The following is an 18020-nucleotide window of genomic DNA, read 5'->3' on the forward strand; positions in this document are numbered from 1 at the left end:
CTATCTCCCTAAATGGCAGCGTTGAGGATCTGCGCCAGATGGCGGGTTTCAATCGGCAGGTTCTGGCGGCGGATCATGCCATCCAGATGCATCAGACAGGATGGGTCGAAACCGACGGCAAAGTCTGCTCCCGTAGCCGCATGGGCCTGAGCCTTGTCTTTACCCATCTTGGCCGACACTGCACCTTCATCCACCGCAAAGGTACCGCCGAAGCCACAGCATTCGTCGCGGCGATCCGGATAGGTGATCTCTATGCCGGGAATGCGTTCCAGCAGGGCTTCCATCTTGTTGTAACGTGGGCCCATATATTCGCTGGGGCTGGCGAGATCCAGCATACGGATACCGTGACAGCTCAACTGCAGGCTCACCTTGTGAGGGAAGGCCTTGGGGAAGCTCTCTACCGGGGCGACATCGTGCAGGAACTCGGTCAGTTCGTACAGCTTGGCGATAACGGCTGCGGCTTCCGGGCTGTCGTCAAACTCATGGAAGTTTTCCTTGGCTGCCACCAGGCAAGAGGCGGCAGGACAGACGATAGCGTCGCATTCGACTCCCTTGAAGGCGTTGAGCAGCTTCATAGTGGTGTTGCGGGCTTCGTTAAAACAACCCGAGTTGGTCATGGGCTGACCACAACAGGTTTGGCCTTCAGGCAGGATCACCTGGTGCCCCAGTTTCTCCAGCAGTTCCAAGGTGGCGATGGCCACATCCGGCAGCATCTGGTTGACCAGACAGGGAATAAACAAGGCTATCTTCATTTGGTGTTTCCTAATTGGATGTTGCTTGCGTTAACCGACATCATCTATGTCCGGTGTGGCCAGATGCTTTCTGACTCTGTATTTGAACATCACCTGACACAGGGTAAATATGCTTGAATATAAGCCTATAACCACACAATAAATAGTGCTAATTCAGTAAATGAGTAAAATCTTTTTTGCAAAAATGAGAATATTGTAACTAGCTGATTATTATTGATTAAATGTCTTGGTTTTTGTTTCGTAATCCGAACGGAAATCCATTATTTGACACAGATGAAAAAAGAGGGAGCTTAGTGCTCCCTCTCTCGGTTATCAGCGGCTGCATTCCTCCAGCAGATAGGCCAGGTGGCGGTATGAGATGCCACTGTGGTGGCTCAGGCCCACCTCACACATACGGTTGGCATAGTAGCCTTCCTTGAAGTCTGTGGGGATGAGTTTCTTGATGTTCCGCAGTGCCGAAGCGTTGATCTCAGGTTTGTAGAGACCTTTCTCACCGGCATAACCACAACAATCGACGCCGGCAGGGCGCAGTACCTTGTCGGAGCAGGCATCGGCAATGGCTTGCATCTTGGGTTCCAGCTTCATTTTGCGCGCCGAGCACCCCAGGTGCAGTGCCACATTGACCTTCTTGGTGAGGGTGAGTTTCGGCAATACCTTGTCGTGCAGGAATTCGACCAGATCCAATAGTTCAACCTTGGGATTACCGGAAAGGGCACGGTAGGTACAGGAGAGGGCATCGACGACCACGGGCAGCTTGCCGCCTTCTGTCATGGCACTAAGTGTATCGATAAGCTCATCACGCTTCATGTCGGCATTTTTGAAATCCCCTTTGGATTCCCACATCTGGCCGCAGCACAGATTGCGGGTCTTGGCCGGCGTAATCACGTTATAGCCGGCACGCTCCAGCAAGGTCACTACCACTTCAGGTAGGGTGCGGTCATCGGGATCCAGCGGCGTTGGGCCGAAGGTGCGGCCGCCGCAAGCAGCGAAGTAGACCACGGTTTCCTGGTTGGCTTTGGGAGCCGAAGGCTTGGGCAGCTTACCGCCTTTGGGGAAGTCAGGGTTCCAGTAAGGCACTTCTTTGGAAATCGCCCGGCCCATGTTCATCAGCCCTGAGGTGATACCCGTGCCCGTGAGTTTGTGTATTGTGCCCAGGGCATCAAAGCCTGTGCTTAGCACCTGGTTGACGGCGCCCCAGTGCTTGGCCTGGAAGTCCAGAACCTTCTGCTCTGTGGTGGTTATGTAGGGAGTACGCAGCTTGCGGACCAGTTGGCCCATGCTGTTGTCTACCGGGCAGGCAATGGTACACAGCTGACAGGCGGCGCAGGTATCCACCACATCATACTTGGCGGCGGCACGCATCTTCTCGGCTGCTTCCTTGTCGCCGCTCTGTTCCAGACGCTCGATTTCACGCAAGGTGGCTATCCGCTGTCTGGGTGACAGGTTCAGCGCCGAGGTGGGGCAGGTCTTTTCACAGAAACCGCACTCGATACACTTATCTACCAGGTCGTCCACTTCGGGACAGGGCTTGATATTCTTGATGTGCACCTGCTTGTCGTCGTTGAGGATCACCCCAGGGTTCAGCAGTCCTTCGGGATCGAAGATCTGCTTGATGTTTTTCATCAGGGTGTAGGCGTCACTACCCCATTCCATTTCTACAAAAGGTGCCACGGCGCGGCCTGTGCCGTGCTCGGCCTTCATCGAACCGTCGTACTTGTTGATCACCATATCGGCGACCGCTTCCATAAATTGATGGAACTGTTCGATATCGGCCTGGGAGCCGAATTTAGGGGTAATGATAAAGTGGAAGTTACCGGCCAGCGCGTGGCCGTAGATCACCCCTTCAGGATAGCCGTGCTTATGGAACAGCTCGGTCAGATCGTGAGCGGCACTGGCCAGGTTTTCAACCCGGAAGGCCACGTCTTCGATGATTACCGAAGTGCCCTTGGGACGCTCACCACCGATAATGGGGAATAGGCCGGAGCGCATGGCCCAATATTTACCGTAAACGGCCGGGTCACGGCTGAAGCTGATGGGGCGCTCGGTTTCAATATGCGCCAGCTTGGCGATAACGTCCTGGGTATAACGTTCCAGAGTCTCATCATCATTGGCGCGGGATTCTATCAGCAAAATCGCAGCGCCTTCCGGCAGTTCGGCCAGCCAATCCGGCATACCCTTTTTGCCTGTTACCGCCTTGATGGAGGCCCAGTCCAGCAGCTCGGCCGCAGCCACGCTTTCGCCCTGAATAGGGGGGATTGCCCGGGCTGCATCTTCCATATTGAAGAATACCGCCATGGCCGAGGCCTTGAATTTAGCTTCGTCCACTGTGTGATAGGTGACTTCGTTAACAAACGCCAGAGTGCCTTCGGCGCCGACTATGATGTGGTTGATGATATCGAAGGGATCTTCAAAATCCACCAGGGCGTTGAGGCTGTAACCTGTAGTGTTTTTAATGGCGAACTTTTTACGAATTCGCGCTGCCAGGGTCTCATTACCGCGAGCCATGGCACCCAAATCTGCCAGTGCCTTGAGCAGTTCGGGGTGTGACTGACGGAAGGCTTCTTTGGATTCTTCGCTGCCGGTATCCAGCTCTGTGCCATCGGCCAGCAGCAGTTTTACTGAGGAGATGGTTTGGTAGCTGTTTTGGGCCGTGCCGCAGCACATACCGGAAGCGTTGTTGGAGACGATACCGCCTACCATGGCCGAAGCCAGAGTTGCCGGATCCGGGCCGATTTTCTTATTCAAAGGTTTGAGGGCGGCGTTGGCATCGGCGCCAATAACAGCCGCACCCAGGGTGACCTTGTTGCTGTCTTTACTGATATCCAGAGTGCGGAAACCATCGAATCCCAGGATAAGCAAGATGCCTTCACCTATGGCCTGACCCGACAGACTGGTACCTGCGGCGCGGAAAGTTACCGGAGCGCCGTAGCTTCTGGCCACCGCCAGAGTACGTTTTACCTGCTCCAGCTCTTCGGCATGTACCACCACCTCGGGCACTATTCGGAAATAGCTGGCATCGGTTGACCAGGCAAAGCGGCGCACAGGATCATCACTGACGGCGGCTTCTCCCAACTGTTTACGCAGGTCGCGGATCACGGCTTCATAGTTGATAGACATAAGACATTTCTCTACACATTAAATTTGATAATAAAGGCAGCGCTAAAGGCGGCTGCCTTATCGAAGGATTATTATCGTTTTTAGAATCCGCCCCAGATCACCGCCAGGGTACCGGCCAGTAAAGCATAGCCAAGCGCCACGGGCATAGTCTTGCGGATGATTTCAGATTCGCGACCGGCCATACCGACCACAGTTGCTGCCGCGACCACGTTCATCACGCACATCATGTTACCGGCGTTGGCGCCAATACCCTGCAGTGCCAGGATCAGCGCGTGGTTGGCTCCTATATTATCGGCCACGCTGTATTGCAGGCCGGAGAACATCATGTTGGAGAAGGTAGCCGAACCCGATAGGAAGGCACCGAAAATACCGACTATAGGTGAAATCCAGGCCCAGACACTGCCGAGGCTTCCGGCCAGCATATCCGCCAGTGCTACCGGCATTGACTGCAGACCGGCACTGTTAGTGCCTGAGTTAAGGAAGATTTTCACCATGGGCACAGAGGCACCCAGAGAGATAATGGTTGGCACCATGGACTTGCAGGAAACCGTGACCGATTCTTTAATGGCCTTGGAGTTCATTCTGAACAGGAAGAAGCCCAGAATACACACGGCAACAAAGAAGGCGCCCGGTGCAAAGAAGGTGGCGAAGCTGGCCTTGAGCTCAGTGCCCAACAGGCCGGTCCAACTGATGTTGAAACCGTTCAGCCAGGCTTTCAGTGGCTGTACCACACGTGAAAGCACCAAGAGAGCGGCCATGATCAGGTACGGAGTCCAGGCGGCCAACTGAGAGAAGCGTGCCTTGGTTTCCACTTTAGCTGTTTCTGCTTCCTTGTCGTTTTCGGCAAAGTCATTCCAAGGGGTTTTCGGCAGTAACCAGCCTTTGCGGGCAACCGGGATAACCAGTGACATACCGACCAGGGCACCAATCACTGAAGGGAACTCTGGGCCGGCGAAGAAGTTGATCAGCCAGGCAGGAATGGTAAAGGCCAAACCGGCGAACAGGGCGAATTTCCAGATGGCAAAGCCTTCCTTGAAGGACTTATTGCGACCAAAGAAGCCTGTCAGCACAGACACCATTACCAAGGGGATCAGCGTACCTGTTATCAGATCTATGGTGATCATATGCATGGCAATGAACTGGGCATAATCGCTGAAGTGACCGCCATGTTCGGCAATTTGTGCCGCAGCCATGCTGGTACCGCCTTCGAGCAGACCCTGCTCCATACCAAAGAGCACCGGTAGACCGATAGCGCCGAAAGACACTGAAGTTGAGTCGGCAATCAAGGCAACCACGGCGGCCGCAACCGGTGGGATACCCAAGAGTACCAACAGAGGTGCACCGATAGCGGCAGGTGTACCAAAACCGGCTGAGCCTTCAATAAAGGAGCCGAACAGCCAACAGATGATGATCACCTGGACCCTGGCATCTGCGCTGATATTGGTAAAACCGGCACGAATGGTATCCATGGCGCCTGAATATTTCAGGGTGTTGAGCAGGAAGACCGCACCGAAGATGATGGTCAAAGGAGTAATCGCCGACAGCAGGCCTTCAACCACGGAGGCGGCCAGCAGGGTAGTGTCCATCTGCCAGATAAAAACGGCGGCCAGGGCGGTGATCACCATGGAGATTGGCATAGCTCTGGATGCGGGCATCCGGAGCAACACCAGGAACAGCATGACGCTGATCACGGGTGTCAGGCTTGCGAGTAACTGTAGAAATGTCATGGTTGCCTCATCATTTCATATGTTGCTTGTGCTTATTGTGGTGTTGAGAAAGTGCTATCGCCTTTCCCTTTTGTTGTTGTGCGTGCTTATCATGGTTAATTTACCCGGAACCAAAATGATCTGGATCATCTTGCCTTTCGTATGTGGCTTAAGTTTTTGGTTATGGGAGCAGTATCTCCGCCACAAAATAGCTAAATGTGATCAAAATCACCTTTGGTGGGGCTCTTATATAACTTTGGGGAATAGAAATCTTGGAAATGACCCAAAACCCTTGGAATTATGGCTTTGTTTTGCTCAAAACGGTAATAAAGTGATCCTGTTATTTCATTTATGATGGAAACGCAGGCTTATGTCGTAAAATTTGAATGTGATTCATGTCACACTAATTGAGTGTTTGGTGAAGTTGGATTTTATGTGGTGTTGCTTATATTGTTAATAATCAACGGGTTGTGATTGTTCTGACTTTTGTTTATGAGTGATGCAGATCACTGTTTTATCGAGCGCAGTAAATTGTGATCTTGGTCACGTGAATGATGTTTTACATTTTTTGAAAATAAATAACAAAAAAGCACCTTTATTCTCAGGTGCTTTAACTAAGTTGGATTGAGTGGCAAGCTGACATCGCCCAAGCGCCGGTTTCAAAAGAGTTTACTGCCCCAGCCCAACTTGTTGCGCAAGACGTGAAAGTAGTTGTGCCCCTTTGGGTGGATGAGTTTGAGCCGCTCCTTGCTGCGCTTCAGGATAATTTCATCGCCCGGCATTACAGATAAGGTGACATGGCCGTCACAGCTCACTTCCAGGTTTTCGCCGTTTTCCGGTGACACCACCAGTTTGATAGTGCTGGAAGCGTCGACCACTATAGGGCGGCAGGAAAGGGTATGGGGAAACATGGGCACCAGGATCAGCGCCTCGAGATTTGGAGTCAATATTGCGCCGCCGGCAGACAGCGAATAGGCGGTTGAGCCGGTCGGTGTAGACACTATCATGCCATCGGCCCGTTGGCTGTACATGAACTGGTTGTCGATATAGACCTCAAACTCGATCATATGGGCTATCTTGCCCGGATGCAGTACGGCCTCATTGACGGCGGTATTGCTGGCTTTGACTTCGCCGTGGCGATAAACCTCGGCTTCCAGCAGGAACCTGTGTTCTGTGGCATATTCACCATCCAGCACCTTGGCCAGAGATTCTTCAAAGGCATCCGGCGGCAGATCGGTTAAAAACCCCAGATTGCCGCGGTTGACACCGATAACGCCGAGATCGAAGCGTGCCAGAACCCGGGCCGCGCCCAGCATATTGCCATCCCCCCCGACGACTATCGCCAGATCACAGTGTTCGCCGATATCCAGTAGGTCTACCGCGCGCACATCTTTCCCGAGTTCGGCCGCGACTCTCTCTTCCACCAGCACATCATAGCCCTGCATTTTCAGCCAATGATGCAGGCGCTTGAGGGTCAGGTTGGTCCCCTGATGGTGGGGTTTTCCTATCAGGCCTATAGTATGAAACTCAGTGGACATAGATTTTGGGAACTCTGGGGGTTGAAACGGTCAATTTGATCCCCATAATATGCCCAGAGTATGCAGAAACAAAGCATTTTTAGCTGGAGTAGAAATGAACAAAGAGTCATTTAAAGCAGAGCAGGAACAGGTCGAAGAAGTGGTTGACCAGGTTGAAACCACCGAGGGCATAGCTGAGGAAGGCGGCATTATCGACGAGCTGACTCAGGCGAACTTCCGTATTGAGGAGCTGGAGCAGGCTTTATCTGACGCACAGGCGACAGTTGAGGAGCAGAAAGATTCTGTCATCCGTGCCGCAGCAGAAGTTGATAACATCCGGCGCCGGGCGGCGCAGGATGTGGAGAAGGCGCATAAGTTTGCCCTGGAAAAGTTCAGCAATGAGCTGCTGCCGGTGATCGATAACATGGAGCGTGCTCTGGTGGGTGCAGATAAGGCCGATGAAGCCACCAAGCCTTTGTTTGAAGGTGTTGAACTGACACTGAAAAGCTTCCTGTCCGCGGTGGAGAAGTTCGGGGTCAAGCAGATAGATCCTATGGGTGAAGCCTTTAACCCTGAGCAGCATCAAGCCATTGGCATGCAGCCAAGCGCCGAGTTCCCGGCCAATACTGTGATGCTGGTGATGCAAAAGGGCTATCAGCTCAATGAGCGTCTGCTGCGGCCTGCCATGGTAATGGTGTCCAAGGGCGGTGAAGGTGTCGATACCCAAGCCTGATAGCGCACTAAAACGCCCATAGCGGCGAGACTAAAAAACCGCAGACTTATCTGCGGTTTTTTATTTGCAAGCAGGTTTCCAGCCATGAAAAAGCCGAGCTAAGCTCGGCTTTCTTGTTCCTGGGTTTTCTGGAGCCTGGGGGCTCTTGAATTCAGGAGCTTACTTCTGGCCAGCGGCCTTTTTGATAAAGTCCACTATCTCCGCCATAGGCACTTCCTGCTTTTCTCCGGTGCGGCGGTTCTTATATTCATAAACACCGGCATCCAGATTGCGATCGCCAATCACTATGGTGTGAGGCAGACCCAGGAGCTCCATATCGGCAAACATCACGCCAGGGCGCTCTTTACGGTCGTCAAACAGCACTTCGATACCTGCATCGGTCAGCTCTTTGTAAAGCAGCTCGGCAGTATCAGTCACTCTGTGTGACTTGTGCATGTTCATCGGCAGAATACCCACTGTGAATGGGGCAATCGCTTCCGGCCAAATGATACCGCGGTCATCGTGATTCTGCTCGATAGCTGCGGCAACGATGCGGCTGACGCCGACACCATAACAGCCCATCAGCAGGGTCTGAGACTTGCCATTCTCGTCCAGCACAGTGGCGTTCATGGCGGCAGAGTAGTTGGTGCCCAGCTGGAAGATATGGCCAACTTCAATACCGCGGGCGAAGGCGTAAGTGCCTTTGCCGTCAGGGGTGGTTTCGCCTTCCACTACGTTACGGATATCGGCGGCGCTGGCCAGCGGCAGATCCCGCTCCCAGTTGATACCGAAATAGTGTTTGTCGTCTAGGTTGGCACCGGCGGCAAAGTCGCTCATCACGGCAACACTGTGATCTATTACCACAGGAATAGTCAGACCGACTGGGCCGAGAGAACCTGGCCCGGCTCCCAGCGCGTCACGAATTTCCGCTTCAGAGGCAAATTCCAGCGGCGCGGCAACCAGTTCCAGTTTGTCGGCTTTGACTTCGTTCAGCTCATGGTCGCCACGGACAACCAGGGCTATCAGCGGGGCCTCTTCGGTGGCGCCTTTGACTATCAGGGTCTTAACCGTCTTGGTGATATCCAGGCCAAACTGCTCAACCAGTTCGTCTATGGTCTTGGCATTGGGTGTGTCTACCAAGGTCATTTCCTGAGTGGGCGCGGCGCGCTCCATGGTTGGCAGCGGCGCTTCGGCTTTCTCAATATTGGCGGCATAGTCGCTGCCATTGGAGTAGGCAATCAGATCTTCACCACTGCTTGCCAGAACATGGAACTCGTGTGACATGCTGCCACCGATAGAGCCGGTATCTGCCAGTACAGGGCGGAAGGCCAGGCCCATGCGCGACAAGATGTTGCTGTAAGCCGTGTACATGGCCTGATAGGTATCATCCATGGTTTGCTGATCCAGATGGAAAGAGTAGGCGTCTTTCATCAGGAACTCACGTGAGCGCATGACACCGAAGCGTGGGCGGACTTCATCACGGAATTTGGTCTGGATTTGATACAGGGTCAGCGGCAGTTGCTTGTAGGAGCTGACTTCTTTGCGCACCAGATCGGTAATCACTTCTTCATGGGTTGGACCCAGAACGAAGTCACGATTGTGACGGTCTACAAAGCGCAGCAGTTCCGGGCCAAACTTGTCCCAGCGACCTGTTTCCACCCAGAGATCCCCCGGCTGTACCATGGGCATCAGAATTTCGATGGCACCGGCCTTGTTCATCTCTTCACGCACAATGGCTTCGACCTTGCGCAGTACGCGCAGGCCGGACGGCAGCCAGCTATAGAGGCCTGAGGCGTTGCGACGTATCATACCGGCGCGTAGCATAAGCTGATGACTGACTATCTCTGCATTGGCAGGGTTTTCTTTCTGTGTTGATAACAGGTATTGACTGACTCGCATTACCTTGGGTCCGAAATGAATTGAATGGCCGCCATTTTATCACTTGCTTTGATGATGTCACGCGGCCAGGGCGGATAAATTCCCCTTTCCTTGCTCGAATTTAGCCTGTCGGCTACTGATTGGCGCCGGCGCTGCAGTTGCCGCCGCGGTTTTGGGCGCTGAGCAGGGCTTCTTCAGCCTGAAATACCAGGGTGTCCCAACCGAGTTGCCTGGCCGGTTGGATGTTGGCCACACCGATAGAGACTGTCAGTCTTGGGCTTTGGGCCTTGGCTCTCAGATTGGCCGCCAGCACAAATTGATTGAGGCTCTGGGCAATGCGGATACAGGCTTCCGGATCCCGGTCTGGCAGTAACAGTGCCAACTGAGATTGTTGCAATCGCGCCAGAAAATGTTCACCGCTAATTTCAAAGTCCAGCAGCCTTTGGGCCAAATGCAACAGGGTTTCGCTGGCAATGGCCTGATCGCTCTGAATGAGCAACAGGCCTATCCTGTGCTGTTTCACTACCGCTTTGTGCCAGGCCTGCTTCAACAGTTGGTTGAAGCTGCGGCGGTTATAGAGCCCTGTGAGTTCGTCCTGTTGTTGCTCGCTGGTCAAGGCACTCATTTGGGCCTCAAGGGACAACAGCGCATGGTTTATCTTGAGTGTTTCCCTGTTCACGGCATTTGGGGAGTTGCCACCGAAGTTTTGTTCCGCCAATTCGCTGAGCTTGTGGCTGGTCTGCAACAAGGGTTTGAGCAGGTGGCGGCCAAGTACAGCCCAGGCCACAGTTTGACTCAGAACTATCAGCGCCAGTGACCCGAGCACCAGCCCTAGCAAGGTTTGCATCAGCGACTTGCTGTTCTTTTGTGCCTGGGCATCCAGGTGGGTCAGCCCTATGCCGGACAGGCGCAGAGAAAGATTATCTATGGCACTTATCATGCCGGTCATATGTGGTGCTCTCAAAGGCTGACCACTCATCACTGACAGCTGTTGTCCAAGAGCCAGGGCCTCGTCATATTCTTTGGCCGCCAGGGTAAACTGACTCAGGGTGGTTATTATCTGTTGTTGTCTCTGCCTGGTTTCGTCGAGGATAGCCTCCCGCTCGTTGGAGGGATAGGTAGGCCAGTTGTTTTTGAGTTTCAGCAGTGCCAGATGCTGCATCTGGTTGGCTTTGATGGTTTGCAGCAGCAGTTTCTGATCCTGGAGCTCGGCGATATGGGCCTTGCCTGTACGCTCCATCACCCAGAGGCTGGCTCCGCCAAAAAACACTATCAGCCCGGCAAGCAGAAAAAACTCAGCAGTAACCGGCTGCGGATCCCCGGCAAGCCAAGTGACGTGCTTCTTGGTGTTTGTGTGTTTGGGCGGGTTTGGCAATCCATGGCGCTCAACTTCCTCTTATTGATTTTTTTCACTGCCCGTCAGTGGCTTATCGCGTCTATCTCCCACTACTCTAGCAGGATTTCCCGCCATTATGGCAAACGCGGGTACCGACTTTGTGACAATGGCGCCCATGGCAATGACGGCGCAGTCGCCTATGGTAACACCATCGACGATACCGGCCTGGGCGCCAATCCAGACATCCTCGCCAATCACAATCCCCTTGGATTGGCTGCTCTGACGATAGATGGGCATATCCGGCGCCATGCCATGATTGAAGGCGTAGATGGTGACATTGTTGGCAATACGGGTCTTGTCACCTATCACTATGCCGCGACTGCCGCCATCCAGCGAGCAGCCGTGGTTGATACTGACCTCCCGGCCTATCTGTATCGGCCCATGCAGAAAGCAGTTGGCGGCTATCATGGACTCATCGCCCAGGGTTATCGGCCTGCCGGGTTCGGCAAACAGCTCTGCCTCGGGGGCGATAAAGCAGTTTTGCCCTATGCTGATGGTTTCAAGGACTTGGAGCCTGGCCTGAATCGCCTGTTGCCAGGGAAGGGCCCACTCGAGATGTTTGGGTTTGAGGCGATACCAGAGCCAGGGCATCCAGGAGAGGCGCCTCTTGTGCTGCGCCTGATAATCATCAGCTGAGGGGGTAAAATCACTCATGCTCCGGCGCCGGACGCTTTGGCACAAAAGGGCTGTATGGTTTCGACCTCAATGCCTTGCTCTTGGGCATGCCAGAAGATATCCAGATCATACAGAGCTACTTGATAGCGTTTGGGGTCCGGCTTGCCTTTCTTGTAGGCGGGTCTCGGATCCTGGGCCAGCACCGCCTGAATGAGCTTATCCAGCCCGGGATAGCGTTTCTCGAGTCGGATCAGTTGTTCTACTGCGAGATGGCTGAAGCTGACCTCAACCTGCTCGGGAGCCTGCTGCGCTATGCCGCCTATCGCCTCCGGTATCGCGTCCGAGAAGGGGATATAGGGTTTGATGTCGATTATCGGAGTGCCATCGAGCAGGTCCATGCCGGAGATCTCCAGGACCACCTTGCCTTTGCCTTGGTGGATCTGATGCAGCTTCACCACAGATTGGCCAATGCCATTGGGTCTGAAGGTGGAGCGGGTGGCAAACACCCCGAGCTTTTCATTGCCGCCGAGCCGGGGAGGGCGCACCGTGGTTTTCCAGCCCTGGGCCAGATTTTCATGAAAGCAGAACAGTAACCAGAGGTGGGAATACTGCTCCAGCCCACGCACCGCATCAATATGATTGTAGGGCGCTGTCAGTTCGACAAAACCGCGAACAAAATCCACCAAGCCCGGCTGACGAGGAATACCAAACTTCTGTTTATATGGTGTCCGGCAATAGGCAACCGCTTCTATCTGAGTCGAAAACCCCATAACGTCAGGCTTACTCCTTCGGGGTTGCCAGGCGAATAGCCTGGCCGACACACATGGCGCTGGTGTAGCAACCGGCTGCGGCTTCCTGGGTTTCGACACAGTTTTTAATGATAAGACCATTGGCCTTCATGTCGGCGGCCGCTCGGCGCGCCTCAGTGCGGGCATCGGCCATAGTGGCCGGTACACCATCGAGCTCAGACTGACAGGCATTGCCTTCAACCAATCCCAACACTTCATATTGGCCTGTTGGCCGGCTGCCATCGAACAGCTGTACTTCCGAGGGTTTGAAATACTCCTGGATAGCCTGGCTGTCCAGGTTGGAATTGAAGCTGTATTCCCCGGCGCAGCCACCAAGCAGCAGTACCAGAGTGGAGAGAAAAATCGGTTTCATGGCCCGGCCTTATAGTTATTCGTCCATGCTCCCGGCCATCCCGGGAGCTGTATGGGAAATTCTATCGCTTCAAATACTTTTGATAAAGCTGCCGATGACGATTGTTGAGATCCACCTGCCTGCCGTCGATAAACATCAGCTCTATCCGGCTGCTCATGGGGTCGAGAATATCGCCGCTGCTGACCACAATATTGGCCTGAAACCCGGGCGCTACCGCCCCCAGGTTGTCTACCCCCAGTATCTTGGCGGCATCTTGTGTAATGGCCTTGAGCGCCTGCTCTTTACTGAGCCCCCAAGCCACGGTTTGGCCCGCGGCCAGCGGCAGGTTACGGCTGTCCCAATCGGAGCTGAAGCCGAGGGCGAAGGGAATACCGGCGCGCTTGAGCAATGCCGGTACTCTAAATGCCTGACCTATGGGCTCATCTTCTCGTAGCGGCAAGTCAAGCGTATGGGTATAGATGACACTTGCCTCTATTTCATTGAGCGCTGCACCCAGGCGCCAGGCATCATAGCCACCGACCAGGGTTAACTTGAATCCATACTGACGGGCCAGGGCAATGGCAGCCTCTATCTGCTGCTGCCTGTCGGCATGAACAAATAGCCGCGCCTCCTGGCGATACAGAGGCAAGAGCGCTTGCCAGCGGCTGTCTTCAAGGGCGCCTTCACTGCCTTGCTGACTCAAGGCGTAGCGTTTACCCGCTTCAAAGTGTTTGTGTATCTGTGACAGCGCGTCCTGATAGGCCTTTTGTGCCTGCTTATTTGCCTCGCTGGTACCTTGTTTTTGCGGCGCAGTTGGCCAATAGAGGTGGAACTGTGGTTTGGATGGGACCTGGGCATCTTCTATGGTCCAGGCGTCCAGTGAGACCAGTGCCGATTGCCCGGCAATGCCCGAGCCTCTCGGCACTATCTGCGCGTGGGTGATTCCGTTGGCCCGCACACTGGGCAGCAATTCCGAATCCGGGTTGAAGGCGCTGGCGGCTTCAAGCTGCGGATTGGCACTGCCCACATCGCGGCTGTCGACTGTTGGTCTGGCCATGGCTATCTCTACCAAGCCCAGGGTGGTATCCAGTGCTATGAGGCCGGGATAAAGGTGTTTGCCACTGAGATCAAATTCCCGGGCATTTTCGGCCGTTAATCTTGGGCCTACGGCGCTGATAACACCTTGCTCGAGCAGCACATCGGTATTTTCGAGTGTGCCTTGGCTGACGGTGTGAACCGTGGCGTTTTTCAATAATATGGCTTGTTGCTGACGCTCGGCCGGGATCAGGTTATGGGCCTTTGCCGGTGCGAACATCAATAGCGAACCACCCAGCAGCAGATATACCAGCATAGATGCCATGCATGGCAATAGAGGAAACTTGGTCACAGGCGGCTCTCCTTATTCTGGCCCCAGGCGTTGAATTGGGTATCGCATTGCCACAAGGGCTCTATGATTTCAGACGTTGTTTCGCCTTGAAGCCGCGCCGGGTCACTGCCAAGAATTTTCTGGATCAGCGCCTGGCGCTCGCCGGCGATAGCCTGGGTCATTTGCCTATCCTCAGCGCGGTCGAAGTAGCGTTTGCCGCCAATCCACACTGCCTGGCTCTTGGCATAAACCGATAGGGGGTTGGCATCCCAGAGCACCAAATCTGCCTGTTTCCCCTCTTCAATTGAACCTGTTATGGCGTCTATCCCGAGCTGCTTGGCGGGGTTGATGGTTACCATCTTCCAGGCATCTTCCTGGGACATGTCGCAGTATTTCACCGACTTGGCGGCTTCCTGATTCAGGCGCCGCTGCATCTCAAAGTCATCTGAGTTAATCGAGGTGAGCACGCTGGCATTCATCATCAAACAGGCGTTTTGCGGAATGGCATCATAGACCTCAAATTTATAGGCCCACCAGTCGGCAAAGGTGGAAGCACCGGCACCATGAGCCGCCAACTCGGGGGCCAGCTTGTAGCCTTCCAGTACATGGGTGAAGGCGGTGACCTTGAAATCGTAGGCCTCGGCGAGGCGCAAGAACATCAGGATTTCAGACTGGACATAGGAGTGAATATGCACATCGCGCTCGCCGTTCAGCACTTGGGCAATCGCCTGTAAACGATAATCGGGGCGAGGGGAGAGCTGCTTACGTTTCTCCCGTGAGCGCAGCTCGGCATATTGGGCCTGGGCGTCTTTATAGTCTCTGGCGGCATTGAAAGCATCGCTCATCAGGGCCTTCACCCCCATGCGGCTTTGCGGGAATCTGCGGGTATAACGCTCGCCCCAGTTACTCTGTTTGACGTTTTCCCCCAAAGCAAACTTAATCCCCTGATGGGCCTGGGTGAACTTGAGTCCCTCAGCCGACTCTCCCCAGCGCAGTTGAATGACCTGCGACTGGCCACCTATAGGGTTGGCGCTGCCATGCAGCAGATTGGCGGTGGTGACGCCACCAGCCAAGGAGCGATAGATGGCAATATCGTCCGGGTTAAGCACATCGGCTATTTGTACTTCTGAGGTGATGGCATCGGACATCTCATTGAGGCCGCCGTTGACGGCTATGTGGGAATGCTCATCTATGATCCCGGCTGTCAGGTGCATGTCTGCTCCCTCTATGACCTGATAACCTGCCGGAGTGCTGAGATCTGTGCCAATCTTTTCAATCTTGCCATTGGCCATAAGCAGGTCGCTGTTGCCAATAATGCCGGCCTCGCTTGAGGTCCAGAGAGTGACATTGCGGATATGCAGTTTTTCCGTACCTGGCAGCTCACTGCGGCCATAGGCTTGCAGTGGGCTCGTTAAACGACTGAGATACTCGGGTTCAGTCTTTGGCCCGGTCTTTGACACAGTTTTGGGGCTTGTTGCCTGAGTATTTGTCCGCGTATCCTCTTCTGTATCTGGCATTAAAAGCGCTTGCGGTAATCTTGAGCCGGCCAGTTGAGTGATAGCGCCATCGGCACTCAAGAGTCTTCCTCTCAACCCTTCATCATCTTGCCATAGAGTAAATCTACTGATGCCATTTATGCCAGCACCCTGCAAATTGACGCTGAAACTCAGGCGTTTGCTGTCGGCTTTCAGGTGAGCAAGCGCTATCTGTTGATCGCCACTGCTGAGGTTGCCCCTGAGTTTTCGGGGCGTTTGCTGGGTCAGTTGCAGCTCAAGATCCAATTCCAGTTCAGCCAAATGCAGGCGATAACTGCCTTGCCACTGGAATTCCGGAGCCAGCTGTTTTTGCTCTTCGCCCTGCAACCATACGCTGACTATTTCGCCGTCCTGAAACAGATTGCCTTTGGCTATCACCAGATCGGCCATATAGCCGGGCGCCAGTTTACCGACCAAATTATCTATGCCGGCGGCCGCAGCGGCTTCTGTGGTCAGCGCTGCCAATGCGGTTTCTTCGTCGAGACCGGCTTGCAGCGCCATTCTCAACCTGGGCCAAAAGGCTTTACCGTCCATGCCGTATTGGGTGAAGGAGAAAGGGATATTGTTGGCGGCCATCACAGCAGGATTGCTCGGTGCCCGCTCCCAGTGTCTCAAGGTTCTGAGTGGTACTTCCCTGGCATTGTCTTCATCACTGACCTGAGGGGCAGCGGGGAAGTTCAACGGCAATATCAACACGGGTCGATATTCTTGCAGTTCTCTCACTCTTGCATATTCCTGGCCATTTCCCAGTAAGATTGGCTGGATATCTTCTTGGCTCAAGAGTTTGGCTGCACGCAACTGGTTATTGAGGTTTCGGGTGTCAAATATCGCACCACGAGTTTTTATATCGTGCAAGCGCTCAAGGGCGATATTAAATTCCGGTGACAATAAATCCTCGCGACCGGCTGCTTTCATTTTATTCTGGTTATACCAGTTGGCATCACTGAGAGTCTGTCTTATTAACGCTATGCTTCCCATCAGGGAGTTGGGGTAGTCCTGTGGTGAATTGCCTTTATCAAAAGCCATAAAATGTCGACTTTGGGGATTATATATCAGTTGATTGCTATTCTTGTCCGCCAAAGACAGTGAAACACCAATTCCCCTGAATATTCCGTTAAGATGAGCACTCTGAACGCTGGTAAAGCCATTGCTTATCCAATTTGACGCGGCTTCTTTATCTGCCAATACATAGGAAAACCATTCTTTCTCTGCGTGAATAGCCCCATTTGCAGCCACAGCCCCTTTGGGGTTTATCCGATAGACAGGGCCTTCAATAGTTGCCGGCGATTCTGAATACTCCAAGCCATATTCGGCAAAGGGATCGATAAACCCCGGATAGATGGTGTAACCATTGAGATCTATCTTATAAGCATTTTGTGGAATTTCATTATTGGAAATAACTTGCTTTATCCGGTTATTTTCAATAAGCAGGGTAGCGTTATCCAATTGCTTACCCGGGGAGAGCATGAGTTTGGCGTGGGTTAAGGCGGTCAATCTCGGAGTATTGTCTGTCAGTTGCGTTTCATCGGCGTAGGCGCTGCAGGCCACAAGGCTGATAAACAGCAGTTTTGCGGCGGGGAAAGAGGGTTTCATCTGTTGTGGCTACCTTGTCATTATTCTTTTGGGGAAAAGTCACAGCTATCAGTAAAAAGATATGAATATCAGTATATATTCACTACTTTTTTACCAAAGAGTTACAGATATCCATAATACAAAAAGGTATCTGAGGCCGACGGGATACATGGCTGTGTGCTGATGTCCATAAAAGTTAACCCAGTCAAAATGTAAATGCCAAGGCGTAATTGTAAGGCTTTTTAACAGATGCCAGACGTCTATCAGACATAAAAAAGCCCCGACACTGTCGAGGCTTAAGTAAATAGATGCCTGATTAGATCAGGAAATCATCCATTGAACGACCTTTGTCTACTTCGTTCTTGAATACAGTTGGCATACGGCCTTGGCCGGTCCAAGTAATAGTTTCACCATCTACAACGATTTTGTATTTTGGTGGGCGAGGAGCACGCTTCTTGGGAGCAGCCTTGGCGGCAGCAACATTACCCAGATCTTCAACAGACAGGCCAACGGCTTCCATCTGCTTACGGATATCTTCTATTTTAGAAAGACGTTCAGCTTGTGCCTTTTCTTCTTCCTTGGCTTCCTCTTCACGATCAATAATGATCTTATCCAATTTGGCAGCCAGATCGCGCAGATCTGCAACGCTCAACTCTTTTACTGCGGCCTTAAAACGACGACCGTGAGTCAATATATCAAGAAAATCGCTCATAA

General features: G+C 53.2%; 13 protein-coding genes. 1 reads left to right on the top strand and 12 read right to left on the bottom strand.

The genetic code is table 11. The annotated features are described in order from the left end of the window. Positions 1 to 8: 8 nt before the first annotated feature. The 4 genes from E1N14_RS06510 to nadK form a co-directional block, all read right to left on the bottom strand. The gene (locus E1N14_RS06510; protein ID WP_025009424.1) at positions 9 to 752 is read right to left on the bottom strand and encodes a (Fe-S)-binding protein; all 744 of its coding nucleotides are present in this window, start codon (positions 750 to 752) and stop codon (positions 9 to 11) included. A gap of 312 nt (positions 753 to 1064) precedes the next feature. After that, entirely contained in the window at positions 1065 to 3869 is a 2805-nt protein-coding gene (locus E1N14_RS06515; protein ID WP_028779062.1) for an FAD-binding and (Fe-S)-binding domain-containing protein, read from the bottom strand. 80 nt (positions 3870 to 3949) lie between these two features. Beyond that, entirely contained in the window at positions 3950 to 5596 is a 1647-nt protein-coding gene (locus E1N14_RS06520) for an L-lactate permease (protein WP_037473773.1), read from the bottom strand. A 638-nt stretch (positions 5597 to 6234) separates the two neighbouring features. Beyond that, positions 6235 to 7113: an NAD(+) kinase gene (nadK, locus tag E1N14_RS06525; protein WP_062793309.1), complete on the bottom strand. Its 879-nt coding sequence runs from the start codon at positions 7111 to 7113 to the stop codon at positions 6235 to 6237. Positions 7114 to 7207: 94 nt separating this feature from the next. Here nadK and grpE point away from each other — a divergent pair, with 94 nt between their 5' ends. Beyond that, positions 7208 to 7825, top strand: coding sequence for a nucleotide exchange factor GrpE (grpE, locus tag E1N14_RS06530; RefSeq protein WP_025009423.1), 618 nt, complete (start codon positions 7208 to 7210; stop codon positions 7823 to 7825). Positions 7826 to 7984: 159 nt separating this feature from the next. Here the strand turns inward: grpE and E1N14_RS06535 are convergent, their stop codons facing one another. The 8 genes from E1N14_RS06535 to E1N14_RS06570 form a co-directional block, all read right to left on the bottom strand. Beyond that, a complete protein-coding gene (locus E1N14_RS06535; protein ID WP_062793308.1) occupies positions 7985 to 9703 on the bottom strand; it encodes a proline--tRNA ligase in 1719 nt (572 codons plus the stop codon). 112 nt (positions 9704 to 9815) lie between these two features. Then, a complete protein-coding gene (locus E1N14_RS06540; protein WP_062793307.1) occupies positions 9816 to 11057 on the bottom strand; it encodes a GGDEF domain-containing protein in 1242 nt (413 codons plus the stop codon). 21 nt (positions 11058 to 11078) lie between these two features. Then, on the bottom strand, positions 11079 to 11732 hold the full coding sequence (locus tag E1N14_RS06545) for an acyltransferase (protein WP_025009420.1): 654 nt from the start codon (positions 11730 to 11732) through the stop codon (positions 11079 to 11081). After that, a complete protein-coding gene (gene tsaA / locus E1N14_RS06550; RefSeq protein WP_025009419.1) occupies positions 11729 to 12463 on the bottom strand; it encodes a tRNA (N6-threonylcarbamoyladenosine(37)-N6)-methyltransferase TrmO in 735 nt (244 codons plus the stop codon). The genes E1N14_RS06545 and tsaA overlap by 4 nt, the downstream gene beginning before the upstream one ends. 10 nt (positions 12464 to 12473) lie before the next feature. Next, on the bottom strand, positions 12474 to 12854 hold the full coding sequence (gene rcsF / locus E1N14_RS06555; RefSeq protein WP_025009418.1) for an Rcs stress response system protein RcsF: 381 nt from the start codon (positions 12852 to 12854) through the stop codon (positions 12474 to 12476). 61 nt (positions 12855 to 12915) lie between these two features. After that, positions 12916 to 14184: an amidohydrolase family protein gene (locus E1N14_RS06560; RefSeq protein WP_099049547.1), complete on the bottom strand. Its 1269-nt coding sequence runs from the start codon at positions 14182 to 14184 to the stop codon at positions 12916 to 12918. 32 nt (positions 14185 to 14216) lie between these two features. Next, positions 14217 to 17327 carry an amidohydrolase family protein gene (locus E1N14_RS06565; protein ID WP_025009416.1) on the bottom strand — a complete coding sequence of 1037 codons (3111 nt, stop codon included), beginning with the start codon at positions 17325 to 17327 and terminating at the stop codon, positions 14217 to 14219. Positions 17328 to 17622: 295 nt separating this feature from the next. Beyond that, complete coding sequence (locus E1N14_RS06570; RefSeq protein WP_025009415.1) at positions 17623 to 18018, bottom strand: H-NS histone family protein; 396 nt, start codon at positions 18016 to 18018, stop codon at positions 17623 to 17625. Between the last annotated feature and the right edge of the window lie 2 nt (positions 18019 to 18020).

The sequence above is a fragment of the Shewanella algae genome (assembly GCF_009183365.2).
In the GTDB taxonomy this organism is placed as follows: domain Bacteria; phylum Pseudomonadota; class Gammaproteobacteria; order Enterobacterales; family Shewanellaceae; genus Shewanella; species Shewanella algae.

Coding starts and splice junctions, on each gene's coding strand:
- E1N14_RS06510 (WP_025009424.1), bottom strand. CDS start 752: ATGAAGATAGCCTTGTTTATTCCCTGTCTGGTCAACCAGATGCTGCCG.
- E1N14_RS06515 (WP_028779062.1), bottom strand. CDS start 3,869: ATGTCTATCAACTATGAAGCCGTGATCCGCGACCTGCGTAAACAGTTG.
- E1N14_RS06520 (WP_037473773.1), bottom strand. CDS start 5,596: ATGACATTTCTACAGTTACTCGCAAGCCTGACACCCGTGATCAGCGTC.
- nadK (WP_062793309.1), bottom strand. CDS start 7,113: ATGTCCACTGAGTTTCATACTATAGGCCTGATAGGAAAACCCCACCAT.
- grpE (WP_025009423.1), top strand. CDS start 7,208: ATGAACAAAGAGTCATTTAAAGCAGAGCAGGAACAGGTCGAAGAAGTG.
- E1N14_RS06535 (WP_062793308.1), bottom strand. CDS start 9,703: ATGCGAGTCAGTCAATACCTGTTATCAACACAGAAAGAAAACCCTGCC.
- E1N14_RS06545 (WP_025009420.1), bottom strand. CDS start 11,732: ATGAGTGATTTTACCCCCTCAGCTGATGATTATCAGGCGCAGCACAAG.
- tsaA (WP_025009419.1), bottom strand. CDS start 12,463: ATGGGGTTTTCGACTCAGATAGAAGCGGTTGCCTATTGCCGGACACCA.
- rcsF (WP_025009418.1), bottom strand. CDS start 12,854: ATGAAACCGATTTTTCTCTCCACTCTGGTACTGCTGCTTGGTGGCTGC.
- E1N14_RS06560 (WP_099049547.1), bottom strand. CDS start 14,184: ATGCTGGTATATCTGCTGCTGGGTGGTTCGCTATTGATGTTCGCACCG.
- E1N14_RS06565 (WP_025009416.1), bottom strand. CDS start 17,327: ATGAAACCCTCTTTCCCCGCCGCAAAACTGCTGTTTATCAGCCTTGTG.
- E1N14_RS06570 (WP_025009415.1), bottom strand. CDS start 18,018: ATGAGCGATTTTCTTGATATATTGACTCACGGTCGTCGTTTTAAGGCC.